The sequence below is a fragment of the Gillisia sp. Hel_I_86 genome (genome assembly GCF_007827275.1).
In the GTDB taxonomy this organism is placed as follows: Bacteria; Bacteroidota; Bacteroidia; order Flavobacteriales; family Flavobacteriaceae; genus Gillisia.
Window position 1 is genome coordinate 3670112 of record NZ_VISE01000001.1, and the last position, 17023, is coordinate 3687134.

General features: G+C 35.9%; 14 protein-coding genes and 1 pseudogene. 2 read left to right on the forward strand and 13 right to left on the reverse strand.

Going from position 1 to position 17023, the window contains the following annotated elements; genetic code table 11:
* Positions 1 to 494: 494 nt before the first annotated feature.
* From JM83_RS16490 to JM83_RS16535, 10 genes are all read right to left on the reverse strand, one after another.
* The gene (locus JM83_RS16490; protein WP_144963203.1) at positions 495 to 1814 is read right to left on the reverse strand and encodes an APC family permease; all 1320 of its coding nucleotides are present in this window, start codon (positions 1812 to 1814) and stop codon (positions 495 to 497) included.
* 409 nt (positions 1815 to 2223) lie between these two features.
* Positions 2224 to 2490, reverse strand: a complete 267-nt coding sequence (locus tag JM83_RS16495; RefSeq protein WP_144963204.1) for a hypothetical protein — start codon at positions 2488 to 2490, stop codon at positions 2224 to 2226.
* 86 nt (positions 2491 to 2576) lie between these two features.
* Positions 2577 to 3461 (reverse strand): carbohydrate kinase family protein, encoded by an 885-nt coding sequence (locus tag JM83_RS16500; RefSeq protein ID WP_144963205.1) that lies wholly within the window; start codon positions 3459 to 3461, stop codon positions 2577 to 2579.
* A gap of 12 nt (positions 3462 to 3473) precedes the next feature.
* Entirely contained in the window at positions 3474 to 4244 is a 771-nt protein-coding gene (locus JM83_RS16505) for an SDR family NAD(P)-dependent oxidoreductase (RefSeq protein ID WP_144963206.1), read from the reverse strand.
* A 23-nt stretch (positions 4245 to 4267) separates the two neighbouring features.
* Positions 4268 to 5119 carry a sugar phosphate isomerase/epimerase family protein gene (locus tag JM83_RS16510; protein WP_144963207.1) on the reverse strand — a complete coding sequence of 284 codons (852 nt, stop codon included), beginning with the start codon at positions 5117 to 5119 and terminating at the stop codon, positions 4268 to 4270.
* A gap of 89 nt (positions 5120 to 5208) precedes the next feature.
* Positions 5209 to 6705 carry a mannitol dehydrogenase family protein gene (locus tag JM83_RS16515; RefSeq protein ID WP_144963208.1) on the reverse strand — a complete coding sequence of 499 codons (1497 nt, stop codon included), beginning with the start codon at positions 6703 to 6705 and terminating at the stop codon, positions 5209 to 5211.
* A 15-nt stretch (positions 6706 to 6720) separates the two neighbouring features.
* Positions 6721 to 7689, reverse strand: a complete 969-nt coding sequence (locus tag JM83_RS16520) for an ABC transporter permease (protein ID WP_144963209.1) — start codon at positions 7687 to 7689, stop codon at positions 6721 to 6723.
* 21 nt (positions 7690 to 7710) lie between these two features.
* The gene (locus JM83_RS16525) at positions 7711 to 9228 is read right to left on the reverse strand and encodes a sugar ABC transporter ATP-binding protein (RefSeq protein ID WP_144963210.1); all 1518 of its coding nucleotides are present in this window, start codon (positions 9226 to 9228) and stop codon (positions 7711 to 7713) included.
* Between the two features lie 18 nt (positions 9229 to 9246).
* Positions 9247 to 10311, reverse strand: a complete 1065-nt coding sequence (locus JM83_RS16530; protein ID WP_144963211.1) for a substrate-binding domain-containing protein — start codon at positions 10309 to 10311, stop codon at positions 9247 to 9249.
* Positions 10312 to 10349: 38 nt separating this feature from the next.
* On the reverse strand, positions 10350 to 11156 hold the full coding sequence (locus JM83_RS16535) for a hypothetical protein (protein ID WP_144963212.1): 807 nt from the start codon (positions 11154 to 11156) through the stop codon (positions 10350 to 10352).
* Positions 11157 to 11455: 299 nt separating this feature from the next.
* Between JM83_RS16535 and JM83_RS16540 the strand changes: the two genes are divergently transcribed.
* Complete coding sequence (locus JM83_RS16540) at positions 11456 to 12193, forward strand: NUDIX hydrolase (protein WP_144963213.1); 738 nt, start codon at positions 11456 to 11458, stop codon at positions 12191 to 12193.
* A 110-nt stretch (positions 12194 to 12303) separates the two neighbouring features.
* Here the strand turns inward: JM83_RS16540 and JM83_RS19625 are convergent.
* Positions 12304 to 12486, reverse strand: a pseudogene (locus tag JM83_RS19625) (hypothetical protein); the annotation flags it as partial.
* A 129-nt stretch (positions 12487 to 12615) separates the two neighbouring features.
* The gene (locus JM83_RS16550; RefSeq protein ID WP_261376840.1) at positions 12616 to 12897 is read right to left on the reverse strand and encodes a hypothetical protein; all 282 of its coding nucleotides are present in this window, start codon (positions 12895 to 12897) and stop codon (positions 12616 to 12618) included.
* A 426-nt stretch (positions 12898 to 13323) separates the two neighbouring features.
* Between JM83_RS16550 and JM83_RS16555 the strand changes: the two genes are divergently transcribed.
* On the forward strand, positions 13324 to 14328 hold the full coding sequence (locus JM83_RS16555) for a transposase (RefSeq protein WP_144963214.1): 1005 nt from the start codon (positions 13324 to 13326) through the stop codon (positions 14326 to 14328).
* Between the two features lie 449 nt (positions 14329 to 14777).
* Here JM83_RS16555 and JM83_RS16560 read toward each other — a convergent pair whose 3' ends face one another.
* A complete protein-coding gene (locus JM83_RS16560; RefSeq protein WP_144963215.1) occupies positions 14778 to 16916 on the reverse strand; it encodes an alkaline phosphatase family protein in 2139 nt (712 codons plus the stop codon).
* Positions 16917 to 17023: the final 107 nt, after the last annotated feature.

Here is a 17023-nt window from a genome sequence, read left to right on the forward strand (position 1 = left end):
TAATTCCAATTTGGAAAGCGATTTATATGGTGTGGAATTAAAATTAAACATTATACCAACTAGAGGCAATTATTTAAGAAGTTTTTAAGTTTTTCCATAACGACTAACAGCTGACGCAAAAGAATGTCTGCTTTGTCTTGGAAACTGCTTTTAGAGATAACTTTTAAATCCGTTTTTTGACCTATAGTTGTTTTGTCACCCTGTCCCGAAAGCTTTCGGGACAGAATGAAATTATTTATCATTTTATGATACTTTACGGATATATTATAATTTTTAGAAGACTATGGAAATGACTGGAAGGATTTTATAAATCTGGTTGCCACCAAGTAATGGTACATGGTATTGTTATTAGCAGAAGTTTTAAAGAGCTGCAGGATGGCTTCCCAATGTGCCCATATTTTCCTGTTTTCATCAAAAACAAAAAAAGTCCCTTAGCACAGTTTTATCATTGCCAGACCAGTTTTGGTGAGTTTAAAACCTATCAAGAAAAAACCTTACTTAGCTTCCTCTGTTTCCAATTCATTTTCTTTCCAATGTAAAAACCATTTTTCACCAACAAAAACAAGGAGTATTCCTATAACCGATACAATGATTACAAAGACATCGGTTGTGGCCTTTATCCATAAAAAGGCGATTAGCACCACCAGATCCAGCGATAATGCCGTTAACAGAATTGCTCCATGAGCTTTTATGTCTTTTCTAAGTTTATTATAAACCCCCCAATGGATGATCATGTCCATGACCAAATAGAAAATTGCCCCAATTGAAGCAATCCGTGATAAGTCGAAGAAAATAGTTAATGTTATTGCGATAACAGCAATATATATTAACATATGTTTTTGGATGCTTCCCGTCATTCCAAAATGGCTATGAGGTATCAGTTTCATTTCGGTTAGCATACTTGTCATTCGAGAAACGGCAAAGATGCTCGCAATGACTCCAGATATGGTTGCTACTATAGCTATCCCTACCGTGAAATAAAGGCCATAATCCCCAAATGCAGGTTTTGCTGCCTCGGCTAAAGAATAATCTTTTGCTTTTACAATTTCTGAAATAGAAAGATTGAGCCTTACTGCAAGGGCTACCAAAAAATAAACTACAGTACAAATCAATAAAGAGATAATGATGGATCTACCCACATTTTTGTGTGGGTTTGTGATTTCGCCACCGCTATTTGTAATAGTTGTAAAGCCTTTGTATGCCAATATGGATAAAGCGATAGCGCCAACATAGCTAACTACCGGATAATTATTGGTGCTAGTTGTAGAAGGGAGGATATCGTTCATAGAAATATCCGCAACCCAGATTCCTCCTATGGCGAAGATGCAAATCCCCGCTATTTTTATAATTGCCATGATCTTAGAAGTGCTACCTATAACTTTGTTCCCTAATACATTTATGGTAAATGCAACTATTAATAAAGAGACTCCCAATATTGGTACCCAGATAGAATCTTTTTTTACATCAAATAATTGCATGGTATAGGAGCCAAAGGTTCTTGCCACCAAACTCTCATTTATTATCATGGATAAAGCCATAAGAACGGAGGCTGCTGCAGTTATAGTTGTTTTACCATAGGCTTTCATTAAAATCATGGCAATCCCGCCTGATGAAGGATAAGCATTGGAAACTTTAATATAAGTGTAAGCGCTAAACCCAGATATAATGGCCCCAATAATAAAAATATACGGAAACCATGTTCCGGACAAATCTGCCACCTGGCCTAACAATGCAAAGATTCCTGCCCCAATCATAACTCCTGTGCCAAGAGCAACGGCTCCCGTTAGGGTAATACTATTTTTTTTGTATTCCATTAGATAAGTATATTTTTTATATAAAAATTATTCACGTTAGTCCGCCCAAAACTAAATAAAAAAAAATAATTGGATATCCGTTTTTGCCCTATAGTTGTTTTGTCAGCCTGAGACCTATGATAAAAATTATCTAGCGTAGGAAATTGACGTGTTTTTTATATAAGCTGATGGGATGCTGAAACAAGTTCAGCATGACGACAATTCCGCATCGTCACCCTGAACTGGTTTCAGGGTCTTGGATTCATAAATAAAAATACGTCAATGGTAATTTATTTCAGGGTCTCATGTACGGTACTGATCTTTGTATTATGAGATTCTGAAACACGTTTAGAATGATGCTATTTATCATTTTATGACACTTTACGGATATATAAAAAAAATAATTCTAAAGAATTTTCGGAATAAGGTTTTAATAATGCTGGTAAAACAAAATAGAAATATGAATGGCCTTTGAAGAAAATCCTACTAAGGCCATTTTATAGAATGTGATCGCATTCTTTTTGTTTTCTGATAAATTATGCTGTGTGTTATAGTTTGCCAGAGTTTCCGTTCCTGATCTAAAGTTGATAACTTGAGCTTCAGCAGTTAAAATATCATTTAATTCTAGTATGTAAATGGAAATAGTTGCCGCTAAACCTGGTTTTAGCTTTATAGCTGGATTATCGGCTTTTATCACTAATCGGCTTATTTACCAGATGCTCGCATAAAAAGTGTTTTATCAATAATTACGGCTATCCAGTTATATATAAGCAATAAACCATTTTAATTAGGATGAATAAATTTATTAATGTCTTCTTTATTGATTTTTGGATTTGCACCTTCGCTACCAGCAACTAAAGCACCAATGGCACAGGCATAATTGATTGCTTCTTGTGGATTATCTCCTTTAAGTAATTTACTGATTAATGTTGCTAAAAAAGAATCCCCAGCACCTACGGTATCTACGACTTCAATTTGGTAGCCGCTATTATAATAATAAGTATCGTTATAATATAAAATAGCACCATGACGGCCTTTTGTTACACAAATAGTTTTGGTATTTGTATGTTCTGCTATAAACTTAATATTCTCCTCTAAAGAATTGGTTTTAGAATTTAAGGTTTTACCTATTTCAAAGATTTCATCATCGTTAAATTTAATAAAATCTGCTTCTTTCATTAAATGATTTAAAACTTCTGAAGTATAATAGGGCTCTCTCAAGTTTACATCAAAAATTTTATATTTAGCTAATTTTAATAGCTCATATAAAGTATGTCGTGATGTTTGGTCCCTGGCGACTAAACTTCCGAAAATAAAAGCATCTGCATTTTGAGTTGTATTTTTAGTGCTCTCGTTGATCTGAATATTATCCCAGGCTCGAGGGAATTTAATATCATAGGAAGCCGATCCTTTCTGATTTAGCATTACTTGAACCTTTCCTGTTTTTAATTTCCCGTCAACCTGTAAATTAGTAGTATTTATTCCTTGATCTATAATGTAGGTTTCAATCTTTTTCCCTTTTTTATCATTCCCTATCCTACTAATAATAGATACGTTATTTCCTAAAGATTGTAAACGTAAAGCAACGTTTAAGGGTGCTCCCCCTATTTTTTTTTGTGTGGGAAAAACATCCCATAGTACTTCCCCATAACAAACTATATTTTTCATAATAATTACTATTTAATAACACGTAAATCCACCATCAATCAATACTACAGAACCAGTCATAAGACTTGAAGCAGGACTCGCTAAAAATAAGGAAGCACTAGCAACCTCTTCTGGAAATCCCATTCTTCCCATTGGTGTTCCGTCCATCCATTGATCATACATTTCTTTATCGTCTTTTATGTACTGCGTCATGGGTGTTTCAATATACGTTGGCGCTAAAGCGTTAACACGAATACCTTTTTTAGCCCATTCTGCTGCCAGCGATTTTGTTAGATGATGCACAGCAGCTTTGGAAGCATTATAATAGCTTTGAAATTGTGGTTTATTAACAATAAAACCAGACATAGAACCTATGTTAACAATATTGCCTTCACCACGTTCTATCATGTATTTTGCAAACGATTTGTTACAAGCAAAAAGGCCATTTACGTTAACATCCATTACACTTTTAAAAAGTTCTTCACTTACATCTTCGGCAGCAGTTCCAGATCTATCAATTCCTGCAGAACACACTAAAATATCGATATTCGCTTTTTCGTTTAACTCTTTTGCTATGGCTTCTACTCGATCAAAATCGGTTACGTTTATTTCAACAAAATGTGCTTCGTATCCTTTTTCTTTAAGTTTATTAACAGCTTCTTCTCCTACTTTTACATTAAAATCTAATATATAAATAGCAGCTCCGGCTTCTGCCAAAGCTTCTGCGCAAGCATAACCAATAGATTGTCCTCCACCTGTTATTGCTGCATTTTTTCCTTTTAAATTATATCTTTCTAAGTACATCTTTTTAAATATTAAATATGGTGTTATTTCCCTAAACCGTATGCTTTCATTTTACCTTTAATAAAGGTAATTCCTTCTCTAACAAGCGTATCTCCATCTGGAGCTAATTGTCTCCAAACCCAAGTGTTCATATTATCTGTAGCATCTACAAAACTTTCTAAAGCTGCGTAGCCTTTATAATTAATTTCACTTAAACCTTTAAAAACACCATCCCAATCTACAGTTCCTGTGCCAGGAATTCCTCTATCATTTTCACAAAGGTGGAAGTGCATTAAATCGTCGCCTGCATTTACAGTTGCTGTGTAAAAATCTTTTTCTTCAATATTCATATGGTACGTATCCAGGTGCACTTTAATGTTATCCAAACCTATCATTTCTTTCAATTTAAGTGCTTGTGCTCCTGTATTAATTAGATAGGTTTCATATCTATTTACAGGCTCAATACCTACATTTATATTAAGTGTAGCAGCATATTCACCAACTTCTCTTAGGGCTTCTGAGCTATAGTTCCAATCTTTTTCAGTTGGTCTATGATTCAAACTTTTTACGTGTTTTGAGTAAATAACACCAGAAAAGTTTGTAGCTCCTATTTCACTAGTTGCTTTCACACAATTTTTTAAATATTCAACTCCTTTACGTCTAATTTCTGGATCGTCGCTAGTAATATCTGTATCGTTTAACAATACTGTTGAAGTGCAAGCCTCAATTCCAACTTCTTGCAATCTTTTAGAAACCGCTTTGGTATCAAAAGATTCTAAAGTCATTAATGGTAATTCAATAAAATCCAAGCCTAAGCTTTTAACTCTATCAATTAAATCTAGTGTGTCGTTGCTCCATTCTGAGCACCAAGCGTATGCGTGAATTCCTAATTTCATGTGTTTATATTTATTATTATTTAATGGTCACATGCTGTTCGCTATTAATCATCTCGTTGGGCGATAATGCTTTTAACATGCTCGTTTCATCAGTATGTTTTTTTGAATGTATTATTTATAGTTATTAAATTTGTTTCTATGTTGTTATTTGTTATGCTTTTATAAGCGTTTACAAATGCTTCAGAAAATTGTTTATTATGTTTTATTGCTCCAAAAACAGTATCTATTTCCAAAAAGGCAATAGGATTATGTATTGCTTCTTTTGCTTTTTCGGTTAACTGTGATTTTAAAGCATCTTTAATGTTTAAAGCTTCTCCATTTTCGTTGGTTCCTAAACTATAAATGGCCCAAGCTGCTGTTACAAATGCAGCTAATTGTATGGATCCATTATTTTTTAATTGGGAATGAATAGTTGGTAAAATAAAAATTGGAAATTTTGCTGAAGTTTCCGAACAAATACGATCAATTTGATCTTTAATATTTATATTTCCGAAGCGCTCTAATAACGTCTGCTTATAATCCTTAAGATTGATGCCTTCTAAATCCCCTAGAGTTGAAGTGACTTCCACATCCATATAATTATTTAAAAAAGCTCTGATATTTCGATTATTTACTGCTTCGTCTATCGTAGAATATCCTAATAATGCTCCAAGAATTCCCAATACAGAATGTCCGGCATTTAGCAAGCTGAGTTTCATCTTTTCGTAAGGGGCTACATTCTCTACAAATTGTACTCCTACAGTTTCCCAAGCTGGTCTACCTTCAATAAAATCATCTTCAATAACCCACTGTTTAAAAGGCTCGCAAACTACTGGCCAGGCATCCTCTATTCCAGAGGTTTCTTTTAAATTGGAAATATCGCTTGGAGTAGTTACAGGGGTAATTCTATCTACCATGGCATTTGGAAAAGTCACGTTAGATTCTATCCATTGTACAAGATCAGGTTCTGCAGTTTGAACATAGCTAAGAAGCATTTTTTTAGTCATATGTCCATTTCCTTGAATATTGTCGCAGGATTGGATGGTACAACCTTTTAAACCCCTTTCTTTTCTAAGTTTTAAAGCTTGGGTTAAATATCCAAATATGGTTTTTGGGGACTGGGGATTCTTTAAATCATGCTGAATTAATGGGTTGCCAAAATCGAATTGTTTTGTGGCTTCATTATAGTTATAGCCACCTTCTGTGATCGTTAATGTTATAATTTTAACCTCTGGACTTGCCATTTTTTCAATCACTTTTATTGGATCTTCTGGAGCAAACAAACACTCTACTATAGAACCAATTACTCGTTTGGTGTGTGAACCATCTAATTCTTTAACAATTAAGGTATATAAACCGTCTTGTTCTTTTAAGATATTATATATTTTAGTATCAAAATCCAACAGTGCCACCCCACAAATTCCCCAATCTGTAACCGATGGATCATGTAACAGCTGGTCTGTATAAAAGGCTTCATGTGCTCTATGAAAACCACCAATACCAACATGTACAATCCCTGTTTTAAGTTTAGACCTATCGTATTGTGGTATAGAAATTCTTTCAGAAATGTTCGAAAGATTTTTATTGTTTAGTTTATAATTTTTCATTGAAGTATTTTATGATTATTTACTTTCAAACCTTTGAAGAAGAACTGCAAATATGATGATAACACCTTTTACTACTTGTTGTGGATAAGAGGGTACATTCAATAGATTTAATATGTTTCCTATCAATCCTAAAATAAGAACACCCATAAGCGTATTTATTGCTGTTCCTTTCCCACCATTTAAACTTGCCCCACCTATCACTACGGCGGCAATGGCATCTAACTCCCAAGCCATTCCCATATTTGGGGAACCTAAGTTGGTTCTTGATGCTACAATTATTGCTGCAGTTGCAGCTAAAGCACCGGAAATAGCATAGACCAAAAACTTGTATTTGTTTACTTTTATTCCCGATAACCGTGAAGCTTCTTCATTACTTCCAATAGCGATTATTAATCTTCCGAAGACGTTATATCGTAGCATGACCATTGTCATGATTACAATAATAAAAAACACAATTGCAATATTTGGAATCCCTAAAGTTGAATTATTGGCAAAATTGGACATGAATTCTCCTCCTGGAGTTTTAAAGGTAATAGGAGATCCCTTGGAATAAATAAAACCTAAACCTCGTGCAATAGTCATTAAAGCTAATGTGGCTACAAAAGGCGCCATTTTTTGATAGGCAACGAGATACCCAGAGACGCTTCCCAAACTAAAGCCAATTATTATAGTAAGTAAAATAGCAACTGGTAGGATTACCATATTTACCAAAAGAGCAAAGGTTACAGCGAGCAATGCAACCATGGATCCTACAGATAAATCTATACCCCCGGTTAGAATCACGATTAACATACCAATGCTAATAATACCCAAACCGGAGACTTGTTTTAATAAATTTGAAAGGTTTACGGAAGTTAGAAAGACATCAGAAATTACTGCTGAAAATATTACCAGTACAATAAAAATAAATATAGTATTATACTTTATTAAGAACTTAAGGATTCCACCAGGACTACTAAGTTGTTGTTTTAAGGTTAAAGCCATAACGTGATTTTTAAATTTATTTTATTGTTTTAAAGGTTCCCCAATAGAGTACCGCAATATATTTTCTTCGGAAAATTGATCTTTTTGTAACTCTCCATAAAAAGTTCCTTTGTGCATCACAAGAATACGATCTGAAACCCCCATTATCTCGGGCATATCTGAAGATATTACCACTACTCCAACACCTTTTTTAGCCACTTCATTGATCAACTTATAAATTTCAATTTTAGCTCCTACATCTACCCCTCTGGTTGGCTCATCAATAAAAATAACCTTACTATCTATGCTTAACCATTTTGCTAAAGCTACTTTTTGCTGATTTCCACCACTTAGGTTTTTAACATTGATCTCAGAATTTGGGGTCTTAATATTTAACTTTTCAATTAAACCCAAAACTTTTTTGTACTCGTTATCTACATTGATGAACCCCAGTTTGCTGGATATAGAATCGAAATTGGTAACACTGATGTTGCGTCTTATGGATAAAGGCAAAAACACGCCTTCTTCTTTCCTGTCCTCAGAAACAAACCCAATTTGATGACCCGCAGCATCTACCGGGGATTTCGTTTTAATTTCTTTACCATTTAAGATTAGAGTTCCAGACTTCTTTTTATCTGCACCAAAAATAAGCTTTGCAGTTTCTGTTCTTCCGCTTCCTCCCAAACCAGCGATCCCTAAAACCTCTCCTGGCCTTACCGAAAATGAAACATCATGTACTAAAGTGTTTTTGGCCGTGAGATTTTTAACTTCTAAAATAGGAACTTCGCCAATTTGAATATCTCTCGTGGGAAATAGATCTTTTAACTCTCTTCCTATCATCAAACGTATTACCCCATCTTTGTTTGTGTCTGAAACAGCCATGCTTCCAGTATCTGCTCCATCTCTAAGCACGGTTACAGAGTCTGCTATTTTAAAAATTTCATCTAGGTGATGCGAGATATAGATTATAGAGATGCCTTTCTCTTTCAACTTAAAAAGGTTCTCGAATAATTTTTTAATGTCTGTAGGATCAAAAACGGTAGTTGGCTCATCTAAAACCAAAACTTTAGTGTCTTCAGATAATGCTTTTGCTATTTCCACAACTTGCTTTTGAACAATACTTAGGCTTCTTACTTTGGCTGAGGCGTCAATTTTAAAACCTAAAGAATCAATTAATTCTTGTGCATCTTTAGTGATTTTTTTCCAATTCATCCAAAATTTTCTCGAACCTAATTTGTGTAAATAAATATTCTCTGCAACAGATAGATCGTTTACCAATGATAATTCTTGATACACCACACTAATACCCAAAACCTGACCCTCATGTGGGTCTTTAGGATTGATTTCTTTTCCATTTAGAACTATTTTCCCGGAATCTTTTGGATGTACACCACTTAATATTTTTATTAGAGTAGATTTTCCGGCGCCATTTTCGCCAAGTAACGCGTGAATTTCTCCAGGCTTTACTTTTAGATTTACATTTTCGAGCACCTTTACCACACCAAAACATTTGGATATTCCTGTCATTTCAACTCTATATTCACTTTCCGAAGTCTTCATATCAATGAAATTTAGAGATTAAAACAATGCTTTAGGATCGTAATATTTTGCGGCATTCTCTTTTGTAATTAATAAAGGTGCTGTAAAGGATGTTTTAGCAAAATCCCTTTTCCCATTCATATATTGTACAGCATATTCTACTGCGTTTTTACCAATCTGCACAGGACTGTTCATAGCAGTACATCCATAAAAATCGGTTTCCATAATATATTTTATGGCTTCTTTTTGTCCATCGGCTGCTGCAACAATTAAGATATCGTCTGTTTTTCCAGCTTGCTCAATCGCTTTAATTGCACCTAATACACAAACATCGGACTCGGTAATTACCACATTTATATTTGGATGAGCTACCAAAATATCTTCCATAGCTTTTAAACCTCCGGCATAAGACCATTCAGTGTAAGCCTGAGTTTTTACATTTAAGTTGATTTTACCTTGTGTTCTTAATTGCTCTTCTGTTATCCCTTGTAATAAACCCTGTTTACGAGTCAAACCTACTGGGTTTCCTGCATTGCCGCTTAACAAAGCGATGTTCATTTCATTATCACCCATTTTTCTAACCAACCACTCCCCTGCCAGTGCGCCATTTGCCAAATTGTTGGATTGCACTGTAGTGACATACTCTGCTGAAGGATCTATAGAGCTATCTATAATGAAAACCGGAATTCCGGCATCTTTAGCAATTTTGGTAACACCAACCAGCGCATCTGGATCTTTAGGATTTAATAATAAAACGTCAACGCCTTTGGTGATTAAATCTTCAACAGCAGCTATTTGTTTAGTGATATCGTCTTGTCCATCTGCAGATAAAAATATCATTCCATTTTTTTCTGTTTTAGACTTTATACTTTGAAGCAGGGCTTGATAGTAAGGTGCGTTTAAAGAAGGCGTACAATAGCCAATTTTTTTACCGGTAAGATCTATATCACTTTGAACTATGTCTCCGGAATCTTCTGCACTATTTACTGTTGCCTTTGTAGTATTGGTTTCTTCTACACAACTGGACAAATTAAAAGTTAATGCAATTACCAGTATTGGTAGATACATACTCTTTAAAACGGTTTTTAAATTTTGAGTCTTCATAATTGTTGGTATTGATTAAATTTATTCGGTATTATTTTTTAAAATAAAGTAATATCTAATTGTAGCACTGTTTTTTCCTTTTCAGGATTCCACATTGCAGTTACATCTACTGGTAATACATAACTTTTTATGGAAATCTTTTTATTAAAGGTAGCACCTACATTAATAATATTTCCTGTCCCTTCTGTATAAAAAGTTTTATCTGTAATAAAAGACCATGCACCACCGGCAAAAAGTGATAGACTAGAATCTTCGTTCTTCCAGACTTTACTGCTAACTTCAAAATAATGAGTCCAAGAATCTTTCAAGGTGCCATCATCTTGCACTTCATAATCTCCAGACCCACCGCCAACAATTGTGGCGAGATATAATAAGGTATGGGGAAATATATTATATCCAAAATTTACATCTACAAAATTATAGCCTTGAGTTTTATCATAGCTCCAATACTTTAATTTATCGCCTCTTTCTTCTACTCCAGTATAATTATTGTGCGATACTGCCTCGATGAAAAACTTATCAGAAAAACGATATAGGGAATAAATTGAAAACTCTTGGTAATAAGCGCTTTCTTTTTCTCCGGTATTTATATTTTCAATATCTGTGGCAGAAAAACTGGCACCTCCCCAAACACCAAATGTGAATTTCTTATTTCGGGAGTTATATTCTATGGTGGTAGCGATCATGGTCCCAGGATGAACTACAAATCCATGCCATAGGTGCATATTTTTTAAATGAGCTCCAACACTAAAGGGCTTATAATTTTCAACCTGTTTCTCTTCTTGTGCTGAAATCATATTACATGTAAAAAAAAGTAAAATGTAGAGCGATTTATAACTTCTCATATTTGAATTTTTTTTGACAGGGATTTCGTTTGATTTTCCATTTATTTAAGATTATCGCGAATAAATTATAAACGTCCTAAATACGTTTGTTTTTCAAATATATTATAAAAATATTTAAAAAATGTGTTAAAATTGATATAAATGTAATTTTAACTATTATAATCTACCAACTAGATAATTAATTATGCTATTATTTACCGTAATATATTTTTTGTTATAATGTATTAATGACGTTTAATAAATTTATGTATATTAGCTGTAATTAAAGCAAACACCTATTTTTGCAATTAAATTCACTTATGGAAGCTAAAGAAATATTAAATATATCTGTGGATTGTGTGGTTTTTGGATATGATATAAATACTAAACAATTAAATGTTTTATTGATAAAACGTTTCTTGGAATCCAAGGATACAAAGGAAATTTTAGTTGATGATTATGTTTTGACTGGTTTCCATGTTTATGAAAATGAAACCTTGGATGAATCTGCTTCTCGAGTTTTAAAAGAACTAACAGGTTTGACCAATATCTATCAGAAACAATTTAAAGCCTTTGGTAGTCCGGATAGATTGTTGAATGAAAAGGATCTAATTTGGATTAAGAATAGAAAATTTAGTGCAAGAACAATCACCATCGCTTACTACTTTTTACTAAAAACCGATAGTGTTGATATAAAAAACAACAAATATCAGGCAAAGTGGTTCCCGGTTGAAGAATTGCCAGAACTAGGGTTTGATCATAAAGAAATAATATTGGAAGCGCATGAGGACCTAAAAACCAAATGTCTCTCTGAACCTATAATTTTCGAATTGTTACCAGATAAATTTACAATAAATGACGTCCAGGATTTATATATTTCTATTTTGGGAATAGAAATAGATAACCGCAACTTCAGGAGGAAATTAATAAATAAAAAATATATTATTCCATTAGATGAAAAACAAGTTGGCGTTTCAAAAAAACCAGCTCAATTATATATGTTTAGTAAAGATGTTTATGAAAAGATGTTTCAAAAGAATTACTTGATTAGCATTTAATCATCACTATTTTTTGTGCACATTGGTATAAAGATTTTCAAAATATAACATCGTTTTGAAAGTAGAATAGAAATTATTTAAAAAAACACTATCTCACTAAGTGTGTAAGTTTAAAATAACAAGGGTTGGATTTTAAAAAGTCCAACCCTTTTTTCATAGACCGTTAGGAACTGATTTAAGATTATACCCCAATTCCTGATGGGCATTGACTATTTTTGGGTTGCTTCCCGCACAACCAAATATACTGATTCCATCACAGCGTCGTCTGTTGGGAAAGATAATTTGTTTAAAGTCCTATACTTAAATAACCCCTCTTTTGAAGTTGAAAATCATGTAGCCATTGTCCACAACTTCCAGCTCATGTGGGATATCTTCTTTGTTTACTTTGAATTTTTTTAAAGATAAACCACATACTACAATTTTTACATGAGCTTTTTCTGCTTTTCTATAAAGCTTTTCATCATTTCTTTGTCAGTAAGGTCCTCTACAGTTTTTCCGCAGATGATCGCCTGGAAATCGCCAAAACTCTTTCCATCTTCTTCTGCCAGAGCCTCCGCCGTTAAAATAATGGGTTGAAGTTGAGGGATTTTTTTTGTAAGTACAACATAATTATGTGAATGGTACCCTTGTTTAGAGGTTTGAGCATTTGCAGTATTAGCAAATGTTAGTGCTAGGATAGTTAAACCTAAAATTAGCTTTTTCATAGTTATTGTTTTTGAAATGTTTGCATATCGTTTAATCCCTTAAATCCGCAAGCCATTGTTAATAAGAAAGTGGAAAAGTCAATGAAGACAATGCTCCAGAAACTTTTCCACTTTCAATTATTTTCACCTATTTGGGTGAAAACATCCTTGCAGATGAGATGTACATATTCACAGGAAAACATACAATCTTTTGGCGGAATAAATTTCGCCGATAAAATCCTACGCAACACCGGTATCCATGATCACATGGGAAAAACCCTTGGCAACAGGGGTATCACGACCACTTAAGGTTACAGCGACCTTTTTCGCTCCTACCTCTCAATGGTGCTCTGCGGGGGGAATGTGCCGAAGACATCACCGAGCACCTAGCCAGGGAACTGTCATCTTTAAAGGGCTTCCCCGCCTTCTGCCGATACCCTGTTGCGCATGCAAAAAGAATTGGCCACCGAAAAGGAAACTTTTATTTCCAATTCGGGCACACAGCACGAGTTCAGTACCAACAAAAAGATGAACCAATTCATGCTGGGCCTGCTGTTGAAGACCGGGCAATTGTCGCCAAAGCACGATGGCCACGTTCTTGATTACGACAACCAGTTCATCCCCACCGGCAAATACGACTTGAAACGTAGCTATAAGAAAGGAGATGGCTACTTTCCCCGGATTGCGTCCATGGGAAACCTGCCCGTGTACATCGAGGGGTGCAACGGCAATAGCAATGTTAAGTACAAACAGGACCAAACCCCGCAAAGAACCTTCGAGGTTTTAGAAGAGGGCAAGATCAAGATAGCACACGGGCGCATGGACTGTGGCTCTTTTACCAAAGACGTTGTGTCCGTTCTGGAGGCCAACACTTCCTTTTTCTATGTGCGGGCACAACGCTGCACCAACCTGCACGAGATCGTAGCAGGCATCCATCATTGGCAAACCCGGGAAATAGGCCATAAGGAATACCAGCTGGCCTCTATCGAATACGCCCCCTTTGGTGGGCGAAAGGCCTACCGCTATGTGATAAGCCGCGAGAAAAAGACAAACGCACAGGGCAATCTATTCACGGGCAACGACTTTACCTCCAGGGCCATGATGACCAACAACCGGGAGATGACAGACTTGGAGGTGATCAATTTTTACAACGACAGGGGCAACAGCGAACGCTTGTTCGACGAGATGAACAATGACTTCCTTTGGAAAAAAATGCCCTTCTCGTTCTTGCAGGAAAACACGGTGTTTTTGATCATGATGGGGATCTGCCGAAACCTGTACCACTTCCTCACCGGGTTCATCAGTAAAAAACTGGATTTTATAAAACCAAATTACCGGTTGAAGAAGTTCATCTTCCGTTTTATGGCCGTGCCTGCAAAATGGATCAAAAGGGGGCGTCAATGGATACTCAAACCCTTCACAAACAGGGAATACCACCCCTTGCTAGAGTGACTGAAAACAGATTTCCACCACCTAGAGGAATGGCTTGCTCTTTAGTTAAATACCATCAATTGATAATCAAATACTTATAAAAAAAGGTACATACGGTCTTTCGGCATAGAACTAGAGGTTCTCGAGAACGTTTAAAATTTTAAAGAAGGACAAAAAACCATGGGCCAAAATCCCAAGGGGGAGAAAAAATAAGCTGGATCTCCCCCCCTCCAAACCTAAAAAAACCGTATTTTTCACACCAAATTTTTAACCTGCGGATTTATGGAGATACTATTCTTAATTCTCTCCAAAAAAACAATCAAGGCCTCCGGGAAGCCCCTTAGACAATTACGGGCAGACCTCAGGGAGATTAAAACCTCTATGAGGAATTAAATCCTTCGGCAGTAAACTCCATTTAAACGAAGTCCATGACTTCCAGTACCCACCCGTAAAATATTTCAACTAATAGGTTATTTGGGATAATTTTTATCATAAGGCGGCGTAAGGGCCGGTTTATCTTTCCTTGGTTTATCTTCAAGAAACACGCCTTCAAAGGTAGGTGCATTGTCCATACGATCACCTAGCATCCAATGGGTTTTCGGAATTCCATACCATTTTAATAAAGTGGCCGCGAATGAAGTGGAATCAAAAGGAATATCGCCAGCAGCCCTGAAAACTGTGTTTTTTTTAATCCAAGGGGAAACCAAGATGGCAGGGACCCTAGGTCCCAATATATCATACTTAAAACCATCTACTTTATCATTCGGCCAAGGTTTTTGAGCATAAGGCGGACTCACATGATCATAGATTCCCCCATTTTTAGAAAAAGTGACCACTAATAAAGTATCTTCCCAGTGTGGCCCAGATTGTATGGCCTCGTATATTTCGTTAAGCGCTACTTCCGCTGGGATTATATCGGCTCCCGGATGATAGGAAGTTGTGCCGTTTGGTGCGATCCAGACCGGTTCTAAAAAGCTAAAAGCCGGCAGGTCTCCATTTTTTGCTTGGATTTTGAAATTTTCAACAGTATCAAGATGGTTTTTGGGATTATTGTCAATACTGGGAACCTGCCCTTCCAGATATAAATGGTAAGTAAAGGGATAGCCATCCCATTCAATGGCATTATAAATTTTCCAATTACTTATCCCATGGCTCCATAGTACTTTCCAAATTGATTGACGATGCGGGAATTTGGCCCAGTATGCATAAGGATTTCCACCTTCCCATGTACCTAGCCGGTTTAGCGCCGATCCTGTTACCGCAAAGGCTCGGTTAATATCGGTTCCGCCCGGTACCGAACTAAACCATTCATCGCTAATCGCATAATTTTTTGCGAGTCCGTTTAAAACAGGTACCTGTTCTGGGCTGAAGCTTAGCATTACTTCGTGGTTGGCATTATTGCGCACAAAACCTCCCATATCTGGTGTTGCTTTACCGGGATAACCGGGTTTCCTTTCATAGAACATTTGCTCTAATCCATCTGCATTATTGTGAAAAGGATCCTGAAGTTGATCTGACAATACAATTTTGTCACTCAATTTCCCTTCATTGAACTTACTTTGGTGAACTTTTTTTTCACCATCTAGATTATAATACTTGCTATTAGCACCGTTGAATTCCCCTTCTTTTCCAACGAAAACAATTTCATTCTGATTTTTCCCGTAAAGCCAGCCACATATATTATCAAAAGATCGGCTTTCAACCATATAATGCACGATATGCTTTATTTTAGTGCGCATATAGCCGATACTGCCTTTTTCAGGTGGGGTTTCAGGGGATTGTGTTTTGGTTGAAAGGCTCAACAATGAAGCACTGCCCGCCATTTCTTGTGGAAGCTTTCCTTTTTTTACCAAATTATCCAAGGGTTTTTCTGAAGTAGGCTTAAAATCCCACAAGCTATAGGAAAGATCTCCAGAATGCCAGCACAGTAGCTTTCCATCAATCGCAACAATTTGATGATCTTTGGTGACCCCTTGCCATTCCCCTTTCCAAACTTCCGGGATAGAAAGTGGCGTTGGGTTTTGTGGATCAAAGCTCCAAATACGAAAAGTCCCATCGGGTAAGCGGTCCAGCACATAATTTCCTATAGGGATCAATTCATGTCCTGCCTGAATGGAAGGAAATGCTCCTTGGGAAGTATAAGGAGCAGGAAGAGGATCTGAACTTTTTGGGTTCAGAAAATTAGGATCAAAATTGAACAGCTCATAAGTGCCACGCCCTTCCCCTCCCACAAAAAACAATAAAAAATTGCCCATTGGAATAAGGTTTACTTCCTTTTGCTCATCTGGATTGTTGGAATAATGGTTTCTATATCCCCAGAACTTATTGATTTGCCAGGAACCTTCCTGTACAGATGTTCCCCCTAAAGGATCATTGCTCTTCACATCAAATTCATATAAGCGGTACGGGAAAGACTTTTTCTCATTTTTAGCTTCGCTTGGTCCCCATTCCAGTATATAGCCACCAATACTAATCAAACTGTGAGAAGATTTAATTACTGCTTTGTTATCCACCGGAACCTTGGTGAATAAAATGTCTTTTTTTAGATCGAATTTCCATAACCCATACTTATCCTGGGATTGGAACCTGTTAATTAGATAAATGCCCATATATTAATAATGTTTTTGATATTCAGCTTACATAAATGCAAGTTCGAGGGGGGAGATACAATAAAACTCTAGTCGTGGGGATGGAGTTAGATTATGTTAAATATAAT